At 65.2% G+C, this 25,864-nt stretch carries 20 protein-coding genes; 3 read left to right on the forward strand and 17 right to left on the reverse strand.

All coding sequences use genetic code 11. The features are described 5' to 3' along the window. A complete protein-coding gene (aroA, locus tag CH283_RS22055; protein WP_094642311.1) occupies window positions 1-1,317 on the forward strand; it encodes a 3-phosphoshikimate 1-carboxyvinyltransferase in 1,317 nt (438 codons plus the stop codon). Further along, window positions 1,269-2,303, forward strand: a complete 1,035-nt coding sequence (gene rsgA / locus CH283_RS22060) for a ribosome small subunit-dependent GTPase A (protein WP_068045653.1) — start codon at window positions 1,269-1,271, stop codon at window positions 2,301-2,303. The genes aroA and rsgA overlap by 49 nt, the downstream gene beginning before the upstream one ends. 51 nt (window positions 2,304-2,354) lie before the next feature. Here rsgA and CH283_RS22065 read toward each other — a convergent pair whose 3' ends face one another. The 5 genes from CH283_RS22065 to CH283_RS22085 all read right to left on the reverse strand — a co-directional run bounded on the left by CH283_RS22065 (window position 2,355) and on the right by CH283_RS22085 (window position 8,360). Further along, window positions 2,355-3,605: a fatty acid desaturase family protein gene (locus tag CH283_RS22065; protein ID WP_094642312.1), complete on the reverse strand. Its 1,251-nt coding sequence runs from the start codon at window positions 3,603-3,605 to the stop codon at window positions 2,355-2,357. A 123-nt stretch (window positions 3,606-3,728) separates the two neighbouring features. After that, complete coding sequence (locus CH283_RS22070) at window positions 3,729-5,030, reverse strand: fatty acid desaturase family protein (RefSeq protein ID WP_068045660.1); 1,302 nt, start codon at window positions 5,028-5,030, stop codon at window positions 3,729-3,731. Between the two features lie 108 nt (window positions 5,031-5,138). Further along, the gene (locus CH283_RS22075) at window positions 5,139-6,254 is read right to left on the reverse strand and encodes a ferredoxin reductase (RefSeq protein ID WP_094642485.1); all 1,116 of its coding nucleotides are present in this window, start codon (window positions 6,252-6,254) and stop codon (window positions 5,139-5,141) included. 124 nt (window positions 6,255-6,378) lie between these two features. Beyond that, window positions 6,379-6,903: a DUF6912 family protein gene (locus CH283_RS22080; protein ID WP_094642313.1), complete on the reverse strand. Its 525-nt coding sequence runs from the start codon at window positions 6,901-6,903 to the stop codon at window positions 6,379-6,381. Between the two features lie 11 nt (window positions 6,904-6,914). Next, window positions 6,915-8,360, reverse strand: coding sequence for a WS/DGAT/MGAT family O-acyltransferase (locus CH283_RS22085; protein WP_094642314.1), 1,446 nt, complete (start codon window positions 8,358-8,360; stop codon window positions 6,915-6,917). A 185-nt stretch (window positions 8,361-8,545) separates the two neighbouring features. Here CH283_RS22085 and CH283_RS22090 point away from each other — a divergent pair, with 185 nt between their 5' ends. Continuing rightward, window positions 8,546-9,121 carry an Rv3235 family protein gene (locus tag CH283_RS22090; RefSeq protein WP_141215337.1) on the forward strand — a complete coding sequence of 192 codons (576 nt, stop codon included), beginning with the start codon at window positions 8,546-8,548 and terminating at the stop codon, window positions 9,119-9,121. A gap of 37 nt (window positions 9,122-9,158) precedes the next feature. Here the strand turns inward: CH283_RS22090 and secA are convergent, their stop codons facing one another. The 12 genes from secA to CH283_RS22150 form a co-directional block, all read right to left on the reverse strand. After that, window positions 9,159-12,080, reverse strand: a complete 2,922-nt coding sequence (gene secA, locus CH283_RS22095) for a preprotein translocase subunit SecA (RefSeq protein WP_094642316.1) — start codon at window positions 12,078-12,080, stop codon at window positions 9,159-9,161. 313 nt (window positions 12,081-12,393) lie between these two features. Continuing rightward, window positions 12,394-13,062 carry a ribosome hibernation-promoting factor, HPF/YfiA family gene (gene hpf / locus CH283_RS22100; protein ID WP_068045673.1) on the reverse strand — a complete coding sequence of 223 codons (669 nt, stop codon included), beginning with the start codon at window positions 13,060-13,062 and terminating at the stop codon, window positions 12,394-12,396. A gap of 200 nt (window positions 13,063-13,262) precedes the next feature. Then, window positions 13,263-13,946 (reverse strand): ComF family protein, encoded by a 684-nt coding sequence (locus CH283_RS22105; RefSeq protein ID WP_094642317.1) that lies wholly within the window; start codon window positions 13,944-13,946, stop codon window positions 13,263-13,265. A 47-nt stretch (window positions 13,947-13,993) separates the two neighbouring features. Continuing rightward, window positions 13,994-15,772, reverse strand: a complete 1,779-nt coding sequence (gene lpqB / locus CH283_RS22110; RefSeq protein ID WP_373454865.1) for an MtrAB system accessory lipoprotein LpqB — start codon at window positions 15,770-15,772, stop codon at window positions 13,994-13,996. After that, window positions 15,769-17,454 (reverse strand): MtrAB system histidine kinase MtrB, encoded by a 1,686-nt coding sequence (gene mtrB, locus CH283_RS22115; RefSeq protein WP_068045690.1) that lies wholly within the window; start codon window positions 17,452-17,454, stop codon window positions 15,769-15,771. Before mtrB ends, lpqB begins: the two co-directional genes overlap by 4 nt. Beyond that, window positions 17,451-18,128 (reverse strand): MtrAB system response regulator MtrA, encoded by a 678-nt coding sequence (gene mtrA / locus CH283_RS22120; protein ID WP_027496508.1) that lies wholly within the window; start codon window positions 18,126-18,128, stop codon window positions 17,451-17,453. The genes mtrB and mtrA overlap by 4 nt, the downstream gene beginning before the upstream one ends. Before the next feature lie 4 nt (window positions 18,129-18,132). After that, entirely contained in the window at window positions 18,133-18,798 is a 666-nt protein-coding gene (locus CH283_RS22125; protein ID WP_094642318.1) for a dTMP kinase, read from the reverse strand. Between the two features lie 11 nt (window positions 18,799-18,809). Continuing rightward, entirely contained in the window at window positions 18,810-20,294 is a 1,485-nt protein-coding gene (ahcY, locus tag CH283_RS22130) for an adenosylhomocysteinase (protein WP_068045695.1), read from the reverse strand. A gap of 124 nt (window positions 20,295-20,418) precedes the next feature. Then, the gene (locus CH283_RS22135; protein ID WP_094642489.1) at window positions 20,419-21,522 is read right to left on the reverse strand and encodes an alkane 1-monooxygenase; all 1,104 of its coding nucleotides are present in this window, start codon (window positions 21,520-21,522) and stop codon (window positions 20,419-20,421) included. A 269-nt stretch (window positions 21,523-21,791) separates the two neighbouring features. Next, entirely contained in the window at window positions 21,792-23,309 is a 1,518-nt protein-coding gene (locus tag CH283_RS22140; protein ID WP_094642491.1) for an amino acid permease, read from the reverse strand. A 159-nt stretch (window positions 23,310-23,468) separates the two neighbouring features. Continuing rightward, a complete protein-coding gene (manA, locus tag CH283_RS22145) occupies window positions 23,469-24,698 on the reverse strand; it encodes a mannose-6-phosphate isomerase, class I (RefSeq protein WP_094642319.1) in 1,230 nt (409 codons plus the stop codon). Next, complete coding sequence (locus CH283_RS22150) at window positions 24,698-25,840, reverse strand: tobH protein (RefSeq protein ID WP_094642320.1); 1,143 nt, start codon at window positions 25,838-25,840, stop codon at window positions 24,698-24,700. The genes manA and CH283_RS22150 overlap by 1 nt, the downstream gene beginning before the upstream one ends. Window positions 25,841-25,864 lie beyond the last annotated feature (24 nt).

A 25,864-nucleotide genomic window follows, 5' to 3' on the forward strand; every position in this document is an offset into this window, starting at 1 on the left:
ATGAGAGAAGATGGACGGGTGAGCAATTGGACAGCCCCCGCCGCCGTCACACCCGTCGACGCGATAGTCACTCTGCCCGGATCGAAGTCGATCACCAATCGCGCACTGATCATCGCCTCGCTCGCCACCGGCTCGTCGACGATCACCGGTGCCCTGCGCAGCCGTGACACCGATCTCATGATCGACGCCCTGACAACCTTGGGCATCGATATCGAGGCCGCGGAGGACGACAGGACGTCGTTGCGGGTGACTCCGGCACCGCTGCACGGCGGAGCCGTCGACTGCGGGCTGGCAGGTACCGTCATGCGCTTCGTGCCACCCCTGGCTGCGCTCGCCGCAGGCGAAGTGTCGTTCGACGGCGACGAGCAGGCACGTATCCGACCGCTCGACACGATCCTCGACGCTCTGCGCGCGGTGGGGGCCGAGATCGACGGCAGCGCGCTGCCGTTCACGATGCGTGGCACCGGTTCGCTGCGCGGCGGATCGGTCGAGATCGACGCCTCGGGCTCTTCGCAGTTCGTCTCCGGTCTGATGCTCTCCGCTGCGGCCTTCGACGAGGGAATCGAAATCCACCACATCGGCAAGCCCGTTCCGTCGATGCCGCACATCGACATGACCGTGGAGATGTTGCGGCGTGCGGGCGTGCGAGTCGATACCCCCGAGTCCGGTGGTGACGCGAACACCTGGCGGGTGCACCCAGGCCCGGTCGCGCCGATCGACTGGACCATCGAGCCGGACCTGTCCAACGCCACCCCCTTCCTTGCTGCAGCGGTGGTGACGAAAGGCAGAGTGCGCGTGCCGAATTGGCCCGAATCGACCACTCAGCCCGGCGATGCATTCCGCGAGATACTCACCCTGATGGGCGCTCGAGTCGACCTGACCGCAGGCATCCTGACCGTCGAGGGCCCGGATACGTTGCGCGGCATCGATTTCGATCTCCACGATATCGGCGAACTGACCCCTACGGTCGCGGCGCTCGCCGCACTGGCCGAGGGGCCGTCGATTCTGCGTGGAATCGCCCATCTACGTGGCCACGAGACCGACCGACTCGCTGCACTGACAACCGAGATCGTCCGACTCGGCGGACGCGCCGTCGAGACCGACGACGGCATCCGAATCGATCCGGCACCGCTGCACGCAGGCGTCTGGCACTCCTACGCCGACCACCGCATGGCGACCGCAGGCGCGATCGTCGGCTTGCGGGTACCCGGGGTCGAGGTGGACGACATCGGCACCACCGCCAAGACGCTCCCCGGTTTCGAAACGCTGTGGGACGCAATGCTGTCCGCACCGACACCGAGCGGGGTCGGCTCCTGACCGCGCGCCGGTACGACGAGTCCGACGTTCGGATCCGACCGGGCAAGAGTTCGCGACCACGGACCAAGACTCGACCCGAGCACAACGACGCAGAAGCAGGCATGGTCGTGTCCGTCGACCGCGGCCGCTGGGGATGCGTGCTCGACGGTGACCCGGCACGGCCGGTCGTGACGATGCGCGCCCGCGAGCTGGGCCGAACTCCGATCGTGGTGGGAGACGAGGTCGGTATCGTCGGAGATCTGTCGGGCAAGGTCGACACTCTGGCTCGCATCGTGCGCGTGGCCGAGCGGCGGACGGTGTTGCGTCGCACCGCGGACGACACCGACCCGTTCGAGCGCGTCGTGGTGGCCAATGCCGACCGGCTGCTCATCGTCGCCGCGCTCGCCGATCCACCTCCTCGCACCGGCTTCGTCGAACGAGCACTCGTGGCGGCGTACGTCGGCGGACTCGAACCCGTTCTGTGCCTGACCAAGAGCGATCTGGCCGACCCCGAAGAATTCACCGCCGCCTTTTCCGATCTCGACGTACCGGTGGTGCTGGCGGGCCAGTCCGAGGACCTCACGGAGCTGACCTCGATGCTGACGAACTCGGTGACCGCGCTCATCGGACACTCGGGCGTCGGAAAGTCCACGCTCGTCAACCGGCTGGTGCCCGACGCCTATCGCGCCACGGGGGTGGTTTCGGGCGTCGGCAAGGGCCGCCACACCTCGACACAGTCGGTGGCGCTACCGCTTCCCGGCGGCGGCTGGGTGGTGGATACTCCCGGGATCCGGTCGTTCGGACTGGCGCACATCTCCCCCGAAAACGTCGTCGCAGCGTTCTCCGACCTGGCCGACACGATCGAGAACTGCCCCCGAGGATGCACGCACCTCGGCCCGCCCGCCGATCCCGAGTGCGCCCTCGACTCCCTCACCGGAGACGCAGCTCGACGTGTTGCTGCGGTGCGCCTCCTGCTCGAAGCCGTTCGAACGAACGAAGCCTGGTAGCAACCACCCGCTCGGGGTCGGTTGCCACCAGGCTCCAATTCGGTGCAGGACTTACGCGGCCTTACCGACCAGCCTGCGAATTCCCTTGCGCTTCTTCGTTTCTGCGATGGCGGTGCGCAAACCACGACGCTTGCCGGTTTCGGGATCGACGGTGAACAGGCCCGCCGGCGCGTCGGCCCACCTACGCTCGGACGCAGTCTCGGGGGCGTCGTCGCTGGTCGCCCTCAGGTACTTGTTCGGCAGCGACAGCTTCGCGATGGTTCTCCAGGACAGGAAGTACTGGTGAACGATCGAACCGGTCGTGTACGGCAGGTCGTACTTCTCCGCCAGTTCGAGCACCCGAACCTTGATCTCCCGCAGGCGGTTGCTGGGGAGGTCCGGGAACAGGTGGTGCTCGATCTGGTAGCAGAGGTTGCCGCTCATGAACTCCATGACGGGACCGGCATTGAAGTTCGCGCTGCCGAGCATCTGACGCAGGTACCACTGCCCCTGCGTCTCACCCTCCATGTCGGACTTGGTGAACTTCTCCGCACCGTCCGGGAAGTGGCCACAGAAGATGACGGTGTTGGTCCACACGTTGCGGATCATGTTGGCGACGATGTTCGCCGTCAACGTGCTCTTCCAGGCAGGTCCGGTCAGCAACGGGTGCAGGATGTAGTCCTTGCCGATCTGCTTGCCGACCTTCTCGAGCACCTCGCGCCGCTTCTGCTCGAATTCCTCGCGGGGCACTCGACCCTTGGCGACCTTGCCCAGTTCGAGGTGCTGAAGCGCCACTCCGTACTCGAAGAACAACTGCAGCAGCAGGTTGTAGACGGGGTTGCCGATGTTGAAGGGCTTCCACCGCTGATCGCGGGTGACGCGGAGCAGACCGTAGCCGACGTCGTCGTCCATGCCGAGCACGTTGGTGTACTTGTGGTGGATGTAGTTGTGCGTCTGCTTCCAGTGAGCCGACGGGCCCGTGTTGTCCCACTCCCACGACGTGGAGTGGATCTCCGGGTCGTTCATCCAGTCCCACTGGCCGTGCATGACGTTGTGGCCGAGCTCCATGTTCTCGATGATCTTCGCGACCCCGAGCATGGCGGTGCCGACCAGCCAAGCGGGACGCTTGCGGCTGGCGAAAAGCACGGCCCGGCCACCGATGTCGAGGGATCGCTGCAGGCGGATCGTGTTCTTGACGTACCGGGCATCGCGTTCGCCGCGGGACGCTTCGATGTCACGTCGGATGGAGTCGAGCTCGTGGCCCAACGCCTCGATGTCGGCATCGGTCAGATGCGCGTATTCTTTGACGTCCGTAATCGCCATGGGATACAACCTCCTGGCAGTCGTGAACACACAGCTCGCGTTATCAGGCCATGTGCAATTCCATCACCTACCGTATCGTAAGTTACGGTTCCGTAGGTTAGTGGCCGAAATCTGTGTGACGATTCACAACGAAACGCGGTCACCCGAGCGACGCAGGCTCTTGGCCTGACGCTTGGCTTCCTTCTTGGCGTTGCGCAAGCTCACGCGTGCCTCTTGCATTGCCGAACGCAGACCTCGGCGCTGCCCGGTGAGCGGATCGATTCGAAGCGCGTGGACGGTAGGCGAATCGCCCTCCCGCCATCGTCGCTCGGACGACGTCTCGGGAGCGTTGTCGGACGTGGCGCGCAGCCACGAGTCGGGCAGCGACAGCTTGTGGATGGTCCGCAGCGCCAGCAAGTACTGCTTGCCGAGTGATCCTGTGGTGTACGGCAGATCGTACTTCTCGCACAGAGCGTGCACCTTCTCGGCGATCTCCGAGTACCTGTTGCTCGGCAGATCCGGGAACATGTGGTGCTCGATCTGGTAGCAGAGGTTGCCGCTCATGAAGGCCATGACCGGACCGGCCTCGAAATTGGCACTACCCAGCATCTGACGCAGGTACCACTCGGGGCGTGTCTCGGTCTCGAACTGCCCGATCGTGAACTTCTCGGCGCCGTCGGGGAAGTGACCGCAGAAGATCACCGCGTAGGCCCACAGATTACGGACCAGGTTGGCCGTCGCGTTGGCGGTCAACGTGGACTTCCACGCCGGGCCGGACAGTGCCGGGAACAGGACGAAATCCTTGCCGACCTGCTTGGCGATCTTGCGCGCGAAGGCTCGGCTCGCCGGAGACTTCAGCAGACCCTTCTGGTCCTCGCCGTCCAGCTGCTTCTGCGCGTCGTAATCGTGCAGCGCGATGCCCCACTCGAAGGTGGTGGCCAGCACGATGTTGGCAAGCGGCTGAACGAGATTGATCGGCTTCCACGGCTCGTCGCGGGTCATGCGCAGAATGCCGAAGCCGATGTCGTCGTCCATGCCGACGATGTTGGTGTAGGTGTGGTGCGAGTAGTTGTGGGCTCGCTTCCACTGCTCGGACGGCCCGGTCTGGTCCCACTCCCACGAGGTGGAATGGATCTCCGGATCGTTCATCCAGTCCCATTGCCCGTGCATCACATTGTGACCGAGCTCCATGTTCTCGATGATCTTGGCGACACTGAGCATCGCTGTGCCGGCGATCCACGCCGGCCGATACTTGCTGCCGAGCAGCACCGCGCGGCCGCCGAGCTCCAGCAACCTCTGCAGTCTGATGGTCCGACGGATGTATGCGGCATCGCGCTCGCCACGGCTGTCTTCGACGTCTCGACGAATCGAATCCAGTTCGCGACCGAACGCTTCCATGTCCGCTTCGCTGAGATGAGCGAACTCTTTGATGTCGGTGATGGCCACCGGGTCCTCCAACAGTTGAGTGCAGTGCCCGAAATATCGGGTTTCGACGTGGGCAACCTACGTAAGCGTAACCGAACAGTCTGAGAAGGCAGTGTGCGAGAAACAGACCTACAGTTCCAGTGTGCAGTCGCCCGCAGCTGCGGAAATGCACGTCTGGACGCGGTCGCCCTCGCTGTGTTCCTTACCGGAACGCAGGTCGATCACATGCCCCGAAGTCAACGGCACCACACATGTCTGGCAGATACCCATCCGGCAGCCGAACGGCATCTGAACTCCGACGTTCTCGCCTGCTTCGAGCAGACTGGTCGCGCCGTCGACAGTGGTCTTCTTGTCCGACTTGGAGAACGTGACGGTGCCGCCGGCACCGGAGGTATCGGCGCGCGAGATCTCGAACCGCTCCAGATGAAGCCGGTCCTCGATTCCCTCTCGCTTCCAGGTCTTCTCGATCTCCTCGAGCAGTGCTGCCGGTCCACACGCCCAGGTGTCGCGCGTGCGCCAGTCGGGGTAGAGCTCGTCGAGCGAGGCGAGTGCGAACTTGCCGTCCGATCGTGTCAGCTGCACATGCGAGGTGAAGTTCGGATGCGATTTCTCGAGCGCAGCGATCTCGGCCGCGAACATGACTTCGTCCTCGGTCGGTGCCGAGTGGATGTGCACGGTGTCGGGCATGTCGCCGTGGCGATCCAGGGCCCGCAGCATCGAGATGATCGGGGTGATGCCGCTACCGGCCGTGACGAACAGGATCTTGTTCGGCGGCGGCACGGGCAGCGCGAAATTGCCCTTCGGGGCGGCCAGCCGAACGATGGTCCCCTGCGGCACACCGCCGACCAGATGCGAGGAGAGGAAGCCTTCCGGCATCGCCTTGACGGTGATGGAGATCAGCTTGTCTTCCCAGTTCGGCGGGGAGGTCAACGAGTACGACCGCCAGTGCCATCGCCCGCCGAGGTGCAACCCGATCCCGATGTACTGACCGGGCCGGTAGTCGAAATTGAAGCCCCAACCCGGCTGAATCACCAGGGTCACCGCCGTGGCGGTCTCCTTCTCCACTCGCACGATGCGGCCGCGGAGTTCGCGTGCCGACCACAGAGGATTCGCGAGATGAAGGTAGTCGTCGGGCAACAAGGGGGTGGTGATGCGGGTGAAGGCACCACGCACCATGTTCAGTCTCGGACGCTTGGGGGCCGATACTCCGGCCGCCGGAGCCTCCAGCCACTTCTTCAGATCCATCGGGTGTTCCATCCCCTCGATCGAGATACTGAACCGCTTGCGGTCATCGAGGTTACGCTACCGTAGGTTCGGGTTCGGGAACACCTGTGTCGGTGTGAATCGTGCGCGAACGAACACGACGGAATCACAGCAGTTCGAGCAGAAACGACAACTCTTGCGGGGCGTACCACGCGAGCGTGTGATCCTCGGCATCTCCCAGCACGAACTCCGCATCCTCGTCTCCCATGTCCGCGGCATCGACCGCGGCGACGGCCTTGGCGACCGCCGATTCGGCACCTTCGAGATCGACGTGGACCGACGCGACCTGATCCATCCGCAACGGCTCTTTGAGGCGGACGACGGCGTCGTCCAGATCGGGACGCAGAGTGGGATCGTCGACATCGGCCGCGATCACCGCCCTCCGATACACCACCCCTTCGGCGACTGTCCCGGTGTCGGTCTCGTCGTCGACTGCTGCGGCGATCAAGCGCAGAGAGGCCCGGGCGGCCTCCCCCATCGCCACCTCGGAGAGCTCCTCGTCGTCGCCGGACGAATAGGCCTCACGCAGTCTCGGTGTCACCGCGAAGGCCGTGCGCGAGACCGGGCTGAACTCGCCCTCCGCCGACAGCACTTTCAAGAACTCCAGCGTCGCCGGAACGTAGACACGCATGACAGAAGACCTCACACTCTCGATTCGTTACTCGCGTCGACCAACTCTTCCAGCGCCTCGTGCAGAAGCGCCGTGACGACGTCCACATCGGGCATGGCACCTCGATCTGCATTGAGCCCGAAGAACACGTAGCCGTCGTAGGACGTCAGCCCGATGCTCATCGCCTGGTTCTCGAACAGCGGCGACACCGGATACATCTCGAGCATGCGCGCACCGCCCACATACAGCGGGAACTGTGGTCCGGGGGCATTGGTGACGATCAGATTGAACACCCGCTGGGACAGCCGACTACCCGCTCGCGCGCCCATCGCGTGCAGGCTCGCAGGCGCGAATCCGGAGATGCGCATCAAGGTCTGAGCGGTGACGCCGCGACTCTGCTTGGAGTGGGCCTCGGTGGCGTGCGCAATGTGCGAGAGCCGCACCACGGCATTGGATTCACCGACGGGCAGGTCGACTAGAAACGACGAGACCTCGCTGCGATCTTCCTCCGTCGCATCGATCGGCCGATCGGCCGCATCTCCGAAACCGACCCGATCGACCGAGACGTACACCGACATGGGCACCATGGCCCGCACCGTGGAGGACGCCGTGACGGGCTCGCCTCGGGAGAGCAACCAATTGCGCAGTGCCCCGGTGACGACAGCGAGCACCACGTCGTTGATCGAGCAGCCGAACCTGTTGTGCACTCTGCGATAGTCGGCGAGCTCGGTCTTGGCCACCGCGAATCTGCGGTTTCGCGAGATCGGGGCGTTCAGCGGACTCGACGGCGCGCTCTGGGTCGCGGTGCGCAGCACGGCCGCGACCTTCGCTGCGGCCCGCAGGGCCCCACCCGCGACACCGGCAGCGCCGTGGACCGCGCCGCGCAGTGCCTCGACGCTCTCCCCCGGACGTACCACCAAGTCGGTGAGAGCATCGATGACCAACGCCGAATCCTTGGGCTCGCGCGCGGGCATCCAGAGTTCCTCGGCCATCGGCGGCGGATTCTTGCTGGCATCGAGTATGACCTGACCGATGTCGAGCGCGTGTTCACCGTCGACCAGCGCCGAGTGAGACTTGGTGAAGACGGCGAAACGATTCTTCGACAACCCCTCGACCAGGTACATCTCCCACAGCGGACGGGTGCGATCGAGTGGGCGCGAGGTCAGCCGCGCGATCAGATCGTGCAGCTGATCGTCCGAACCCGGCTTGGGTAGTGCCGAACGGCGGATGTGGTAGGTGATGTCGAAATCCGCGTCGTCGACCCACACCGGCCTGGCCAGCCCGAAGGCGACCTCACGCACCTTCTGCCGGTACCGGGGAACCAATGCCAGGCGTTGCTCGACCAACGACAGCAGACGGTCGTAGCTGAATCCACTGCGCGGAGTCCGGAAGATGGCGAGCGACCCGAGGTGCATCGGGCTGCTACTGGCCTCGAGAAAATAGAACGACGCATCCTGCGCTGTCAGCCTGGTCGCCATCGCGTGTTCCAGTCCCCGTCCTCGCGTGAAGTACGCGCCGATTCCTGTGGCCGAGCGCGCAGTGTGCTCGAACCTAGAGTACGTGGCGGACGAATGTCGCTCTCGGGGTCGTTCGAGGACCGTGTCGCGTGTTGTTCCCGGGTTTCGACGGGAACCGAACGCGCGCTCGGACCGTCAATGTCGGTGTGAGCGTCATCGAATCGAACGACCCGCCGCACATCGCGGACACCTCGGCCCCGGGCTCGCAACTCCGCGCCGAACATCATTGCTTTCTCTCGCGTGCCGCTCCGTTCGAGCCGCCGCTCAGCTCCGGTGCCGTGCACACGTGGGATCCAGCGGCGATCACCGATTCGCCGCCCGCCCGACACCGACCCTCCGTGCGCAGCAACCGTTCTCGACGGCGCATCGAGCCTCCCGGCCGGCCGACGGTGCCCGCCGATGCGCGCTCGAGTGCCGACCGGGCGATGCGCATGATGATCGAGGTGATCGATCGTCGACGCAGCGCAGACCAGCTGTCGCCGTTGTTCACCGCCTCGATGATCGACCTGGTGCGGACCATAGTGCGAAACCCACCGCCAGGAAGGCGACTCGGTTTCGCCGCAGTGCGTCGAGTGCATGTGGCGTATCAGTCGGATGTCTCGGCGGAGATCTTCGGCTCGTACACTCGCGGCCCACGTATGTTCGCCTTCGCGGGCCGAATCGAGCTCGCCATCGACCCGCGCCGCCCCGGGTGGACGGTCACGTCGTTGCGAGTGGGGTGAGGGTCGCGTCGCCCCGCGGCGACGCGACCGTCGTGTACTACCTCTTGCGCTTGGAGCGAGCTGCCTTCTTGGGGGCCTTGCTCTGAGTTCTCGCCGCCTCGCGACGCTCGCGGCGGGTGCCCTCGGCCGCGGACTCGCTGCCGGTCGGGGTCGGCCCGGATCGACGAACGGCAGTGCCGCCGCCCTCGGCCGGACCGGAGAAGGTCAGTCTCTGGTCTTCCTGCTCGTCGAGACCCTTCGCCCGCAGCGCCGAGGGCACCGCAGGAGCAGTAGGTGCCGGAGCGGTGGGTGCGGGAGCCGTCGGTGCAGGTGCCGTCGGTGCAGGTGCCGTCGGTGCAGGTGCTGCGGCGGGTGTCGCTGCCGGGCGGCCGGAGCCCACCGGAGAGGACAGTCCAGGAGCCACTGCGAGACCTGCAGAGGCTGCCGGACCTGCCGGAGCCGGTGTGGCCTCGACCTGCAGGTTGAACAGGAAGCCGACCGACTCCTCCTTCAGGCCGTCGAGCATGCCCTGGAACATGTCGTAGCCCTCACGCTGGTATTCGACCAGCGGGTCGCGCTGCGCCATCGCGCGCAGGCCGATGCCTTCCTTGAGGTAGTCCATCTCGTAGAGGTGCTCGCGCCACTTGCGGTCGAGAACCGACAGCAGAACTCGACGCTCGAGTTCGCGCATTCCGTTCTCGCCGGCGATACCGTCGATCTCGGCCTCGCGCTTGGCGTACGCCGATCGCGCGTCCTCGAGCAGCGCCTCACGCAATTCGTCGCGGGTCAGGTCGCCCTTCTCGCCGTCCTCGTTCTCGCCGGAGAGGACCTTGTGGTCGATTCCCACCGGGTAGAGAGTCTTCAGCGCGGTCCAGAGCTGTTCCAGATCCCAGTCCTCGACGTAGCCCTCGACGGTGGCACCGTCGACGTAGGCGGTGATCACGTCGGTGATCATGCCCTCGACCTGGCCCTCCATGTCCGCACCTTCGAGGATGCGGCGGCGCTCCTCGTAGATGACGGTGCGCTGCTGGTTCATCACCTCGTCGTACTTGAGAACGTTCTTGCGGATCTCGAAGTTCTGCTGCTCCACCTGCGTCTGAGCACTCTTGATGGCCTTGGACACCATCTTGGCTTCGATCGGGACGTCGTCGGGCAGGTTGAGCCGAGTCATGATCGATTCGAGTGCGCCGCCGTTGAATCGACGCATCAACTCGTCGCCGAGAGAGAGGTAGAAACGCGATTCGCCCGGGTCACCCTGACGACCGGAGCGGCCTCGCAGCTGGTTGTCGATGCGGCGCGAATCGTGCCGTTCGGTACCGAGGACGTACAGCCCACCGGCCTCGCGCACGGTATCGGCATCGGCCTTGACCTGCGCCTTGACCTCTTCCAGCGCAGGCTCCCAGGCGGCCTCGTATTCCTCGGGGGTCTCGACCGGGTCCAAGCCCTGCTTCCGGAGCTTCAGGTCGGCGAGGATGTCCGGGTTGCCGCCGAGCACGACGTCGGTACCACGTCCGGCCATGTTGGTCGCGACGGTCACCGCGCCCTGCCGGCCCGCCTCGGCGATGATCGTCGCTTCCTGCTCGTGGAACTTCGCGTTCAACACGTTGTGTGCGACGCCGCGCTTGGTGAACTGCTTCGACAGGTACTCCGAGCGCTCGACGCTCGTCGTGCCGATGAGGACCGGCTGGCCCTTGCCGTGCCGCTCGACGACGTCGTCGACGACCGCGTCGAACTTGGCCTCTTCGGTCTTGTAGATCAGGTCGCCGTTGTCCACTCGAACCATCGGACGGTTCGTCGGAATCGGAATGACGCCCAGACCGTAGATCTGGTGGAGCTCGGCGGCCTCGGTCTCGGCGGTACCGGTCATGCCGGAGAGCTTGTCGTAGAGGCGGAAGTAGTTCTGCAGCGTGATCGTGGCCAGAGTCTGGTTCTCGGCCTTGATCTCCACCTTCTCCTTGGCCTCGATCGCCTGGTGCATGCCCTCGTTGTAGCGGCGTCCCACCAGGATGCGGCCGGTGAACTCGTCGACGATGATGACCTCGCCGTCGCGAACGATGTAGTCCTTGTCCTTGGTGTAGAGCTCTTTGGCCTTGATCGCGTTGTTGAGGTAGTTCACCAGCGGTGAGTTGGCGGCCTCGTACAGATTGTCGATGCCGAGCTGATCCTCGACCAGTTCGACGCCTGCCTCGTGCACACCGATGGTCCGCTTGCGGATGTCGACCTCGTAGTGGGTGTCGACCTTGAGCATCGGCGCGATACGGGCGAACTCTCCGTACCACTTGCTCGACGCGTCGGCCGGTCCCGAGATGATCAGCGGTGTACGGGCCTCGTCGATGAGGATCGAGTCGACCTCGTCGACGACGGCGAAGTTGTGGCCGCGCTGCACCAGGTCGTCGAGCGAGTGCGTCATGTTGTCGCGCAGGTAGTCGAAACCGAACTCGTTGTTGGTGCCGTAAGTGATGTCCGCGGCGTACGCGGCGCGGCGTTCCACCGGGGTCATGCCGGAGAGGATCACGTCGACCGAGAGACCGAGGAAGCGGTGCACGCGGCCCATCCACTCCGAGTCGCGCTTGGCGAGGTAGTCGTTGACCGTCACCACGTGCACACCCTCGCCGGAGATGGCATTGAGGTAAGCCGGGAGAACACACGTCAGTGTCTTGCCCTCACCGGTCTTCATCTCGGCGATGTTGCCGAAGTGCAGAGCGGCACCGCCCATGACCTGTACGTCGAAGTGCCGCTGCGACAGCACTCTCCAGGACGCCTCACGGGCCACGGCGAAGGCCTCGGGCAGGAGCTGATCCAGGGTCTCGCCTGCGGAGTACCGCTCCTTGAACTCCGCGGTCTTGCCGCGCAGTTCGTCGTCGGAGAGGCTCTCGACGTCCGAAGACAGGGTCGAGACGTGGTCGGCGATGCTCTTGAGCCGCTTGACCATGCGACCTTCACCGACACGGAGCAGCTTGGAAAACGACAGCGACGGCACGGGCTTTCTCGTCCTCGATCCTCGGTTCACGGGTACTGGTACTGGTACGAACAACACTGCATACTGCACGAGCTCACGGGTTCTTCACCACGACATCTGCGCGGCGGGTAACCCGAACGCGTCCATGGTAGGCGGTGTCGCTGTGAACCCGGCAGCCCGACTATCGGTCGTCGGAGATCGCCGGTCGGCCATTCGGACAACACCGACACAGCACTGCAGGCCCGACGTGGGGATCGAGTCTCCGGCGTCGAGCCTGCAGCGGTGAAAAGATTTCACGGACGGCGAACGTGTCGAACCGTCCCGATCGGTCCGGTCAGGTGAGTCTGATCAAGCCGTAATCGAAGGCGTGCCGTCGGTACACGACCGAGGGGCGATCGGTTGCGCTGTCGTGGAACAGGAAGAAATCGTGGCCCACGAGTTCCATTTCGTACAGTGCGTCGTCGACGCTCATCGGTGCGGCCGAGTGGGTCTTCGTCCGCACGATGTGCCCCGGGCCGCTCTGGTCGTCCTCGAAGGTGTCGAGTTTCGTGTCGGGGTCGAGTGCCAGCGTGTCGTCCTCGGCGAGTTCGGCAGTGGCCTCGGCAACGGACACGGGCCGCTTCTCGCCGTAGTGAACCTTGCGACGGTCCTTGGTGCGCCGGAGTCTGCTCTCGAGTTTCGACGTCACCGCTTCGAGTGCGGCATAGAAACTGTCGGCGCACGCTTCGGCTCGAACGACCGGGCCCTTGCCCTTCGCGGTGATCTCCACGCGTTGACATGCCTTGGCCTGGCGGCGATTTCGTTCGTGCTGCAGTTCGACGTCGAACAGGTAGATGGAGGGATCGAAGCGCTCGAGGCGAGCCAGTTTCTCGGAGACGTATATCCGGAAGTGATCCGGTATCTCGACGTTGCGGCCCTTGACCACGACGTCCGCATTGCTCTTGGCGGGTTCTTCCGAGGGCTTCTCGTCGAAGAAAACCGAGGCTTGTGAAGGGGTCGTCACGCGTACCTCCCGATATCGGCCACGCCCACTGTTGGACGCGGCAAGTGTGCATGCCGAATGGGGAACCTTCCGGCATCAAAGTCCGGGGCATCACCTCACATCTGGTCCAGTCGGTGCGTGTCCGCGACGTTAGTCGGTCATCGACTCGTGTGCCACCGTTCACCCCGAATTGGTTGTCGGCGTGTCCTTCCCCTCCGCCGTCACGCACTCGCCACCACCAGCGCTCCGGCTACCGGGACTCCGAAATCGGTTAGCACTCTTGCACATTCGGCCAACGTGGCACCGGTGGTGACGACGTCGTCGATCAGCAGAACGGTGAATTCCGCCGATGGCGTCACGCGTGCGTCGGCGTGCGAACGAGCCAGCCCGACGGCCTCGATCCGCCCTGCCACGTTGTGCTGTCGTTGTCCCGCCGACAGTCCGACCGAATCACGTACTCCACCGGTCATGCGGAGCAACTCGGGAACGAGCACACGCTCGGGTGCCAACTGCTCGGCGGCGATTCGAGCGCATCGCAGAACGGGATCGCCTCCACGAGCCCGCGCCGCACGAGCCCGAGAGGGCGCGCAGATCAGAATCAGCGAACTCAGCTCCGGTGGATCGATCTCACCCGCGTCGCGTAGATGTCCGACGGCCTCGGCGAGCGCTCGCCCGAAAGGCCGGGCCACCGACCGCCGACCTCGCTCCTTCAGCGCGATCACACCACTGCGGCGCGGCCCGCTGTACGTACCCAGGGACCAGCAGGGCACACCGGGATCGACTCGTGGCCGAACGGCAACGGGCGGGACGAACAGGGCCAGAGAACACCCTCCGCACCAGTGCTCCCCCGGCACACCGCACCCGGCGCACTCGAGGGGCAGAACCAGATCGAAGAGCGTCCGCATGGATGCGGAGTCTGCCCCGGCCCACCGACAGAGATCTGCGACCGACGTCAGCCGGGCAGAATGGGCACAGCTTTCACGCCGGCCAGACCGGTGACCTCACGCCAGTACCGGTCGCCGACCGGATCGGAGTTGTTGAGGGCGAACACGGCCCGTGCATCGGCCACGTACTCCGTTTCCGGCGAGGCATCGACCGCCAACACCGGGGTGGTCAGGTTGCGTGACGGCAACGGATCCATCCGGGATCCGTCGACGCTCACCTGGACCACCGGGGAGTCGGTCGCGACCCGCGCGATCACGATGGTGTCGCCGGTGCTCCAGTCCAAACTCGTGGCGTCGCTACCGAGTCCGATGGCCACGGCCCTCGGCTCGGTGAGGGAGTACACACCCGAGGGCTCGCGCACCACCGTTGCCACGTACACGACGCCGTCGACGATGAGCGCAGCTCGCACGCCGTCGCGGGCCAGTCGCAGTTCGGTGATCCGGTTGCCGAGTGTCGTGACGGCGGTGGCCTCGACGGGTACCACCGACACCTGGCCGGTGGAGGGATCGCGGGCGGCCCGGATGACGTTGGTGCCGTCGATCACCGCCCAGGCTGCGTTGTCGTCGGCTCCCCAGGTGGGTCGAGTGATCGATTGTCCCTCGGCCACGGGAAACGCGCCGCCGTCGTAGCTGCCGACCATGAGCGTGCTCGACGGCGCAGGGGCGGGCCGTCCGGTGTCCGCAACTCCTGCCACGAGCGTGCCGTCGTTGGACAGGGCCACCGAGCGCAGATTGCGGGCCTGCCCGAAGTACCCGGGAGCGGGCGTGGTCTCCGCCTCGTCGACGCGAAGCAATGTGCCGGACGCGAGTGCGTGCAGTCCGACACCGTCGCCGGTACTGCCCAGCGGATCGAACGAGTCCACGCCTGCGGTCGTCCACCCGTCGGGCTTGGTCGTGTCGATCGGTTGACCGTCGGCGAGCAGCACGTAGGGCCCGGCCACCTCGGCCGAGGCCAGGGTCCAGATCACTTGCGCGGCAAGCAGTTCGCGATCGCGATCACCTTTGTTCTGCAGGCCGCCGAAATCGATTCTGATACCACCGAGTCCCACCCCCACCTGTGAGGTCTGACCATCGGCCTTGGTGATGGGCCCGCGAATACTCACGTCGTCGGACAGTTCGTTGCTCACCGCGGCCGACAGTGCGGACTTGGGGCCGTCGATGAGCAGCTGTACGAGCTGGTTGGCGAGCTGGTCCTGAGATCCGCTGGTCCACCGCACATCGGGCACGAGTACGCCACCGAGCGGATCGACGAAGTAGAGCGATCGCTGCTGATAAGTGTTCAGAAAAGCGGATCGATCGATGACGACACCGGGCGGCAGTTTCGAGATCCGCCACTGACCGTCCACCCGTGCCATCTCGATCGCAGCGTCGAAGGTGTCCGATCCGGCCTGGTACTCGCCGCCCGAGGCCAGCATCCCGGCCGTCGCCGAGCGGATCGTGAACTGCGCGGTATCTGCGGTTCGTGGACCGGACAGGGTGTCGATTCGATCCGCCACGACCGTCCGCGCGCCGTCGTCCCAGGTTCCCGACGCCTCCTCGGTGAGAAACTGCCGGGCGGCCTGGTGTCTGTTGGCCGAGACGGCGCTGGCCTCGAAGAAGTCGTCCAGTAGTCGATCGGGCTCACGTCCCGGCTCGGGGGCCGGGGCGCTGGTGGGAACGGCACCGGCGGTCAGGGTGCCGATGGCCTGGGGGCTGGACGACTCGGGCAGGCTGGCGCAGCCGCCCACGAGGGCGACGACGAGCGCGCACATCGCCAGCACTCGGGTGCGACGGCACGAGAAGATCACGTCGCGGGCTCCGACGTGGCTGTCTTGGCTGCGGTGATCGCGGGAATCGGCTGTCCTTGTGCGAACTTCTTGGTACTGGGTTTGAGGGGCAGTGGGGATCCGATCACCTTGTGCCCGCGCACGAGCGGCAGAGTGAGTCGGAAGCATGCGCCTTCGCCCAGTGCTCCCCACGCCTCGAGCTTACCGTCGTGCAAGCGGGCGTCCTCGACGCTGATCGCCAGCCCCAGGCCGGTGCCCCCGGACCGTCGAACGCGGGAGGGATCCGAGCGCCAGAACCGGTTGAACACCAGCTTCTCTTCGCCTGGCCGCAGACCGACTCCTTGATCGCGCACGACGAATGCGGCTGCGTCGGCGTCCGAGCGCAGCCGCAGCAGGACCGGCTTGCCTTCGCCGTGGTCGAGTGCGTTGGCCAGCAGATTGCGCAGAATCCGTTCCACTCGTCGGGGGTCGACCTCGGCGATGACTGCCGTTTCGGGCATGTCGACGATCACTTCGGTGCCGGTCTCGCGCGCCAGGTGCCGCACGGTCGACACTGCCGCTCGGGCGCACATTCGCAGGTCGAGCTGTTCGGCGGCCAGCTCGGCCACGCCCGCGTCGTGGCGGCTGATCTCGAGCAGGTCGCCGAGCAGGGTCTCGAACCGGTCGAGCTCGTTGACCAGCAGCTCCGAGGATCGCTTGAGTGCAGGCTCGAGGTCGTCGCTGGCGTCGTGGATGAGGTCTGCGGCCATCCGGACGGTGGTCAGCGGGGTGCGCAGTTCGTGGCTGACGTCGGAGGTGAATCGGCGCTGGAGGTTACCGAATTCCTCGAGCTGGGTGATCTGTTTGGACAGACTCTCGGCCATCTCGTTGAAGGACATAGCGAGTCTGGCCATGTCGTCCTCGCCGCGGACCGGCATGCGCTCCTTGAGCCTGCCGTCGGCGAACCGCACCGCGATCCTCGACGCCGAACGAATGGGCAGAACCACCTGACGTGCGACGAGCATCGCGATCGCCGCGAGCAGCACCAGCAGCACCACCGCGCCGATGAACAACGTGCCGCGCACGAGCGAGAGCGTGCGATCCTCGCTGGCCAACGGGAAGATGAGATAGAGCTGCAGGGCCGAGATGTCGGATCCGGTGGGCGATCCCATGATCAGCGCCGAGCCGGAGTACCCGCCGTCACTGTCGGTCACCGTCGCGTACTGCGAGCTGATCAGGCCCTTCTTGACGAAGTCGCGCAGGCTGTTCGGGATCTGATCGACCGGGCCCACCGAGGCCTCCGCGCGGGTGGCGTCGCCTTCCACGATCAGGACCGGATCGAACGATCCCGCAGACCCGGTGGTCGACGCGGCGTCCAGGTCCTGGTTGGTCAGCGCCGCCCTGGCTCGTTCGAGGCGCGTCGCGAGCCCGCTCGAGTCGTCGGCTCCGGCGAGGTTGCCCTCGACGGTGGTCCGTGAGCGGTCGAGTTCCTCGGTGGCTGCGGACAGCTTCGCTTCGAGCAGCCGATCGGTGATCTGAGAGGTCAGCACGACCCCGAGGATGAGGATGACCACCAGGGACAGGGTCAGCGTCGACACGACGACGCGCAGCTGCAGTGATCGACGCCAGGCATGGCCCAGCGACGTACTCAGCGAACGAAACCAACGCAGTACGGGAGAGAACTTGCCGTTGATTCGCCGCCGAGAATGGGAGAAACGGATCACGGCGGTCCGGCCTTGTAGCCGACCCCCCTCACGGTCAACACCACCTCGGGGTTCTCCGGATCCTTCTCGACCTTGGCGCGCAGACGCTGCACGTGCACGTTGACCAACCGGGTGTCGGCCGCGTGGCGGTAGCCCCAGACCTGTTCGAGCAACACCTCTCGGGTGAACACCTGACGTGGCTTGCGCGCCAGTGCCACCAGCAGATCGAATTCGAGCGGGGTGAGGGAGACGAGTTCGTCACCGCGACTGACCTTGTGGGCGGGCACGTCGATGACGATGTCCGCGATGGACAGCAGTTCGGCGGGTTCGTCTTCGGTCCTGCGCAAGCGCGCACGAACACGAGCGACCAGTTCCTTCGGCTTGAAGGGCTTCATGATGTAGTCGTCCGCACCGGACTCCAGACCCAGTACGACATCGACGGTGTCGGTCTTGGCCGTCAGCATGACGATCGGCACGCCCGAGTCGGCACGCAGGACGCGGCAGACGTCGATGCCGTTCATGCCGGGAAGCATCAGATCCAGCAGCACCAGATCCGGCCGGTTCTCGCGCACGGCCGCCAGTGCTTGGGTACCGTCGCCGACCACGAAAGGCTCGAACCCCTCACCGCGCAACACGATGGTGAGCATCTCCGCCAGAGCCGAATCGTCGTCCACAACCAGAATCCGAGGCTTCATGGTCCTATGGTGTCACTTTCCGAACGCCTGATGGCTGATTGAACATGTCGGCGGCGAGTCGATCGGGATCGACGTCGGCGGTGACGACTCGCCACGGTGACACCCAGTGCGAGGCCGCGAGCCTGCCGTACGCAGCCGAGGTTCGGCTCTGCAATGAGCCGTCCCTCTCGTAGGCGTCCCGGGTTCGAGCGACATCCGCAATCTCACGGGCCGCCGCACGCTCGGCGGCGAGCGCCACCGGGACGTCGAGCAGAATCTGGACATCGGGAACGGGCACGGCGAATCGGTCGAATTCGAGCGACCTGATCCATTCGACGGCCTCGCCGTCCGCGGACTGCTCCAGCCGAGCCGCGGTGTAGGCGGCATTGGATGCCACGTACCGATCGAGGAGAACGATGTCGTTGTCCAGGAGCAACTTTCGGATCTCGTCGCCCGCGTCCCGGCGATCGAGCGCGAACAACAGGGCCATCGCGTGCACGCTGCCCGCGGTGTCACCGTGCTCGCCGTGCAACGCCTCGGCCGCCAGATCGGCGTGCACCGACCGGTCGTACCGGGGAAACCCGATGCGCTCGACCGACAGGCCCTGGCGTTCCCACGCCGAAACGAGCCGACGGGCGAGCGTGTTCTTGCCCGCTCCGTCGACTCCTTCGATGACGAACAGTTTTCCCACTGACGGTGCGGTCAGTAGCGGTAGTGCTCGGGCTTGTACGGGCCCTCGACGTCGACGCCGATGTACTCGGCCTGCTCCTTGGTGAGCTTGGTGATCGAGCCGCCGAGCGCTTCGACGTGGATTCGCGCGACCTTCTCGTCCAGGTGCTTGGGCAGGCGGTAGACCTCGTTGTCGTACTCGTCCGGCTTGGTCCACAGCTCGATCTGAGCGATGACCTGGTTGGAGAAGCTGTTGCTCATGACGAACGACGGGTGGCCCGTGGCGTTGCCGAGATTGAGCAGACGCCCCTCGGACAGCACGATGATCGAGTGCCCGTCCTTGAACTGGTACTCGTCGACCTGCGGCTTGATGTTGATCCGCGTGACATCGGGGGCCTTCTCCAGACCGGCCATGTCGATCTCGTTGTCGAAGTGGCCGATGTTGCCCAGGATGGCCTGGTGCTTCATCTTGCGCATGTGCTCGAACGTGATGATCGACAGGTTGCCCGTCGAGGTGATCACGATGTCGGCCTGCTCGATGAACTCCTCGACCGTGCGCACGTCGAAGCCGTCCATGAGCGCCTGCAGGGCGTTGATCGGGTCGGCCTCGGTGACGGTCACACGTGCACCCTGGCCCTTGAGCGCCTCGGCGCAGCCCTTGCCCACGTCGCCGTAGCCACAGACCAGAACGGCCTTGCCACCGATGAGGACGTCGGTGCCGCGGTTGATGCCGTCGATCAGCGAGTGGCGGGTGCCGTACTTGTTGTCGAACTTGCTCTTGGTCACCGAGTCGTTGACGTTGATGGCGGGGAACGTGAGCTCACCCGCAGCTGCGAACTGGTACAGCCGCAGCACGCCGGTGGTGGTCTCCTCGGTGACGCCCTGCACGGACTCGGCAACCTCGGTCCACTTGGACTTCGATGCCTCGAGCGAACGACGCAGCAGGCCGAGGAACACCTTGTACTCGTCCGAATCGTGATCGTCGTCGGTCGGCGGAACCACGCCTGCCTTCTCGAACTGCGCGCCGCGCAGTACCAGCATCGTGGCGTCGCCACCGTCGTCGAGAATCATGTTGGCGGGCTGATCGGGCCAGGTGAGCATCTGCTCCGCCGCCCACCAGTACTCTTCGAGGCTCTCGCCCTTCCACGCGAACACCGGGACGCCCTTGGGCTCCTCGACGGTGCCGTACGGTCCGACGACGACGGCCGCTGCTGCGTGATCCTGGGTGGAGAAGATGTTGCACGACGCCCACCGCACCTCGGCTCCGAGCGCAACCAACGTCTCGATCAGCACCGCGGTCTGCACGGTCATGTGCAGCGATCCCGAAACTCGCGCTCCCTTGAGCGGCTGTACGTCGGCGTATTCGCGACGCAGCGCGATCAGACCGGGCATCTCGTGCTCGGCGAGCCGAATTTCCTTGCGGCCGAATTCCGCGAGGGACAGGTCCGCGACCTTGAAGTCGATTCCACCGCGGTGTTCCACGGTGAGTGCCGATCCTGACGTAACTGAGGTCGTCATCTTGCCTCTCCTGTTGACTGAGTGTCTGCCGTCCAGGCTATCGGGTCCGCACGCTTCGGGCTCCGACTGCCCGGAAGTGCAGAGGTGGAGCCTGTCGCCGGCGACCGATTGTCGAGAACCCGCGCTATCCGTTTCGTCCGGCTCGCGCCAGGATTCGAGCCCGTTTGCGGGGCAGGATGTTCGCTCGGGTGATATCTCCCTGGTAGTGCGCCAGTACCCGCGGATCCATGACCCGACGCCACAGCGGCGGAATTGCGGCGAGCATCACCATCGAGGCGTAGCCGGCAGGGAGCTGCGGAGCATCGTCGCAAGAGAGCAGGGTCTGGTAACGCTTGCCTGGATTGGCGTGGTGGTCGCTGTGTCGCTGCAAGTGGTACAGAAATATGTTGGTGCAGATCCTGTCGCTGTTCCAGCTGTGGCGGGGCGAGCACCGAACGTATCTGCCGCGATCGTTGGTTTCCCGGAGCAGGGCGTAGTGCTCCACGTAGTTCACCATCTCGAGCAGCACGAATCCGACGACGGCCTGCAACAGCAGGTACGGCGCGATGGACCAGCCGAACACGATCAACAGCGCGCCGAACAGCACCAGGCTGAGCAGCCATGTGTGCAGCAGGGCATTGGTCGGGCTTGCGACCGAGCGGCCTTTGCGCCGAAGTCGCTGCGACTCGAGCTTCCATGCGGAGCCGAGGCCGAGAATCGTGCTGCGCGGCACGAAGCTCCACACGCTCTCGCCCAGTCGTGCGCTCGCGGGGTCGTCGGGCGTCGCCACTCGAACGTGGTGTCCGCGATTGTGTTCGACGAAGAAGTGTCCGTACAGCGTCTGAGACAGGGCGATCTTGGCCAGCCACCGCTCGTGCTGCTCGATGCGGTGGCCCAGTTCGTGGGCCGCGTTGATGCCGGTACCTGCCACCAGACCGACTGTGACCGCGAGGCCGATCTTGTCCACCACGCTCAGATCGCCGTACGCCCACATCCAGCAGGCGACGAAGAGCCCGACGAACTGAACGGGCAGGAAGAGGTACGTACACCACCGGTAGTACCGGTCGTTCTGCAGCTTTTCACTGGCCGAAGCGTCCGGATTGTGCCCGTCCTCGCCTGCGATCACGTCGATCACCGGAATGATCACGAAGAACACCAGCACGCCGCTCCACCAGAACAGCGGTATGCCCGTCCAGTAGACCAGCTGCGACGGCAGCAATGCCGACGCCGGGGCCAGCAGCCCCAGCATCCATAGATATCGTTTGTTGTCCGGCCAGCGAACCGACCGCTCACTGGCCTTCGAATCGCGCCCCCCGAAAGCGACACCCGAACCCTCCAACGAAGGAATTCGGCCGTCCACACTCACTGTTGCAACACCCTCTCATCGAACTTTTTGAGTCCTCCAAGTCTGTTTTCGAGGGTATAACATTCCAGCGGTTTGATGTGACGCTATCTAAATTGCGCGGAAAGTCCCTGGTTGGGACGTGAGTCGGTATATCCGCGTCGCCGATGCCGGGGTCAGTGCTCCGACCTGTCGATACGAGCCTTCTCGGCTTCCCGCAGTCCCATCACCGAGTGCCGCCTGCTGTACACGACGTAGATGACGACACCGGCGGCCATCCAGACCAGGAAGCGCAGCCATGTTTCGACCGACAGGTTCAGCATCAACCACAGGCACGCGAGGACCGCGAGGATCGGCACAAGGGGAACCCAGGGAACGCGGAACCCACGCTCGAGGTCGGGTCGAGTTCGGCGTAGTACCAGAACCCCAGCAGAGACCAGCACGAACGCGAACAGCGTGCCGATGTTCACCATCTCCTCCAGCGTGCCGAGCGGAACGAAAGCGGCGAGCAGGCCGACGATGACACCGACCAGAATCGTCGTCCGGACCGGCGTGCCCTTCTTTCCGGTGTGCGCCAATGCACGCGGCACCAGTCCGTCTCGCGACATCGCGAACAGCACCCGGGTCTGTCCGAGCATCAACACCATCACCACGGTCGTCAGTCCGGCGAGTGCGCCGAACGAGATGATGTTCTTGGCCCAGGTCAGCCCGTTCAGCTCGAACGCGGTCGCCAGCGTGGAACTGTCACCGGCCAGATCCGTGTACTTGACCATCCCGGTCAGAACCAGAGTGACGGCCACGTACAGCACGGTGACGATCGCGAGCGACCCGAGGATTCCGCGGGGAAGTGCCTTCTGCGGTTCCTTGGTCTCTTCGGCGGTCGTCGCCACCACGTCGAATCCGATGAATGCGAAGAACACCAGGGACGCCGCGGCCAGCAGTCCGTACCAACCGAACGTGCTGCCTCCCGCTCCGGTGACGTACGAGAGCAGAGATTGATGCTGTCCCTCGCCGGTGGATCCCGGTTCCGACGGCGGAATGTAGGGGTCGTAGTTGGCGACCTTGATGTAGAAGGCTCCGAGTACGACGACGAACAGCACGACGATCACCTTGATCGCGGTGATGACGAGCGACACCCGCGAGGACAACTTGGTGCCCGATGCGATGAGCACCGTCAGGACCACCACGATCAGCAGTGCACCCCAATCGAAGTTCAGTGAACCGATCTCGAGGACCGGAGCGGCCGTACCGAGCAGATCGCCCAGATAGAGCGACCACGCCTTCGCGACCACCGCGGCTGCGAGGCCGAACTCGAGGATGAGATCCCATCCGATGATCCAGGCGATGAACTCACCGAACGCCGCGTACGAGAACGTGTACGCACTTCCGGCCACGGGCACCGTCGACGCGAACTCCGCGTAACACAGCGCCGCGAGGCCACAGGCGATCGCCGCGAGCACGAAGGCCAACGACACTGCCGGTCCCGCTACGTTTCCGGCGGTCCGCGCGGTCAGAGTGAAGATGCCGGCACCGACGGCGACGGCGACACCGAACACGGTCAGATCCCAGGATCCGAGTTCTTTCCGAAGCTTCGTGTCCGGTTCGTCGGTGTCCTGGATCGACTGCTCGATCGATTTGGTCCGGAACCAACCCGTCGTGCGTGGGGTCTTCGCGGGCCGGTCTGCTCTGGTCATCGGGTCTCCGTATCGCCACTTCACATCTGTCGACGGATCACCGAACTCATCCGTCACTTCGATTCACTGTGGCATCAGACTATTGCCTCCGGGCGGACCGTTCGCACAATTACGCAGTCCGAAACCGCAAGCGGCGCAACGATGACCGAATTGCCCGATCTAGACGCGTCCGACGGAGGCCACGAAGACCTCGGCCTCGCCCGACTCGGCGGTCACGGTGACGGATTCGTCTGCAGCGGGTATCCAGGCAGAGCTGCCCTGCGGCACCGTCAGCCCGAACTGGGTGCCCTTCGTGGCGGCCACGACGGTGCCACTCGTGCACAGCAGGATTCTCGGGCCGGAGCCGGGCACGGCGACCGTCTCCCCCGCCGCCACCGCAGTCCGGCTCAGCGCGAATTCGGGTGCAGGCGTGGAATACAGGTAGGTCGGTCGATCGTCGGCACCCGGGGTGATGGGAGAAAGATCGGCCGGCTCGAAATCCAACACGCGCAGCAGTTCCGGGACATCGACGTGCTTGGGTGTCAGTCCTCCGCGCAACACGTTGTCGGAGTTCGCCATGATCTCCACGCCCGTCCCGCGCAGGTACGCATGCAGGTTTCCGGCGTCGAGGTACAGGCCCTGGCCGGGAGTCAACGTAACCCGATTGAGCAGCAGCGCCGCGAGCACTCCGGCGTCACCGGGATACGACTCCCCCAGCTCGAGCAGAGTTCTGGCCTCGGCGGCGAATCGTCCACCGTCCGAGCGTGCGGGACCGGAAAGATAGTCGATGCACCCCTGGGCGACCGCAGGCAGAATGTCGTCCAATGCCTGCCCCGGCAACGTGATCCACGAGGTGAACACCGTGCGCAGACCGGAAGCATCGGGCTGAGCGGCCAGCAGGGTTCGATACCCGCCCAAGGCGGGGACGGCCAACGCGTCGAGCAGTTCGACGGTGTCGGTGGGCCGCCGGAAGCCCGCCAACGCCTCGAACTCCGTGAGCGCGACGATCAGTTCGGGCTTGTGGTTCGGATCCCGGTAGTTCCGTACCGGTGAATCGATGGGGACACCCGCGGCATTCTCGCGAGCGAAGCCTTCACGGGCCTGAGCACTGCTGGGATGCGCCTGCAGAGACAACGGCTCTTCTGCGGCAAGCAGTTTCAGCAGATACGGCAGACGAGACTCGAAATGCTGCGCGGAGCCGCCCAGGTGAGTACCCGGATCTCCGTCGATCAGCGTGAGCAGTGGCGTACTGCCACCCTCGTGCACCACGTGCGCGGAGTCGGCCGGATGAGCTCCGAGCCAGATCTCGGCCTCGGGATGATCGGACGGCACCGGCCGGCCTTGAATCCGAGCCAGTGCTGTTCGCGAACCCCATGCGTAGGACCGAACCGCGCCTCGCAAGAGCTGCACTAGCTACCGCCCATCAACAGCAGATACGCGGCAGTGGTGTCCAACCGCGTCGCCAACACGGACATCGTGTCGAGCACCGAGAGTCTATCCGGATCCGGTGCCGGAGCGGGGTTGTCGAATTCGGATCTCGCGCGGTCGCCGCCGAACAGCGCTTCACTCGAATCGGCGAGCAACAACTCCGATTCCGGAACACCGGCAATTCGTCGTTCGGTCATCGCCCGATCGGCGTCCGAGGCCACGACGACGACGCGCATCGGCAACGCCGGTGGCGGCCCGTCGAGCTGCTCGTCGTGAAAGAACGAGTCGAATGTCTGTGGTGTGCGCGACGATTCGACAACCGACGCCCGGATGGACGCGGCAATGACGTCGCCCAACTCCCCCGCACCGACGACGACACCCGCCACCCGCAGCAGCACCTCGCTGCCGTGCCGAGCCACCTCCACTGCGGCGGGACTGGCCCCGGTCAGCACCACCCGCCGACCGTTCAACCCACTTGCGAGGGCCTTGGCCGGATTGTGGAACATCTCGTTGGACGGGCTGTTTCGTACCGCTTCCGCGTCGAGCAGATCCGCAAGTCGAGACAAATTGGGCAGCAACGTCTTCCACGATCCGCCGGCAACCGCCCCGAGTACGGCCACGAAGGCCGCGAGGTAGCGCATCAGAGCATTGTGGTCACGAACTGCGATTCGCGGCGGAAGCCACATGACTCTGGCTCCCCGGACGGCGCGCAAGGGCCCCTCCTCCGGGGCGACCACGACGACTTCGGCCCCACGCCGGGCTGCCGCGTCCACCGACTCGGCCAGTCGCGGATCCCCGGCGTCGTCGCCCGCCACCACCACCACATCGAGTGGGCCGATCCACGGCGGGGTTCCGGTGCTTCGGACCAGGGGCACCCCGAGGCGATCACCGAGCGCGGCGACGAGTAGCGACGCCGCCCGGCTGCTCCGCCCGTCGCCGGTCACGATCACCACACTTCGGGGACGCAGATCGGCCAACCGCTCCAGGACCGACTCGTCGACCGCGGTCGCGACGGCGCGCACCTGCGCGCCCGCCAGCGCTGCGCTACGCAAGGAGCCCTCACGATCGGCTGTGATGAGAGCATCCGAATCGTCGAGATCGACCAGAGACGACACTGCCGTCATGGCTGCGACACCTCCCCTTACGTC

The organism is Rhodococcus sp. 05-2254-2 (assembly GCF_002259095.1).
Taxonomy (GTDB): domain Bacteria; phylum Actinomycetota; class Actinomycetes; order Mycobacteriales; family Mycobacteriaceae; genus Rhodococcoides.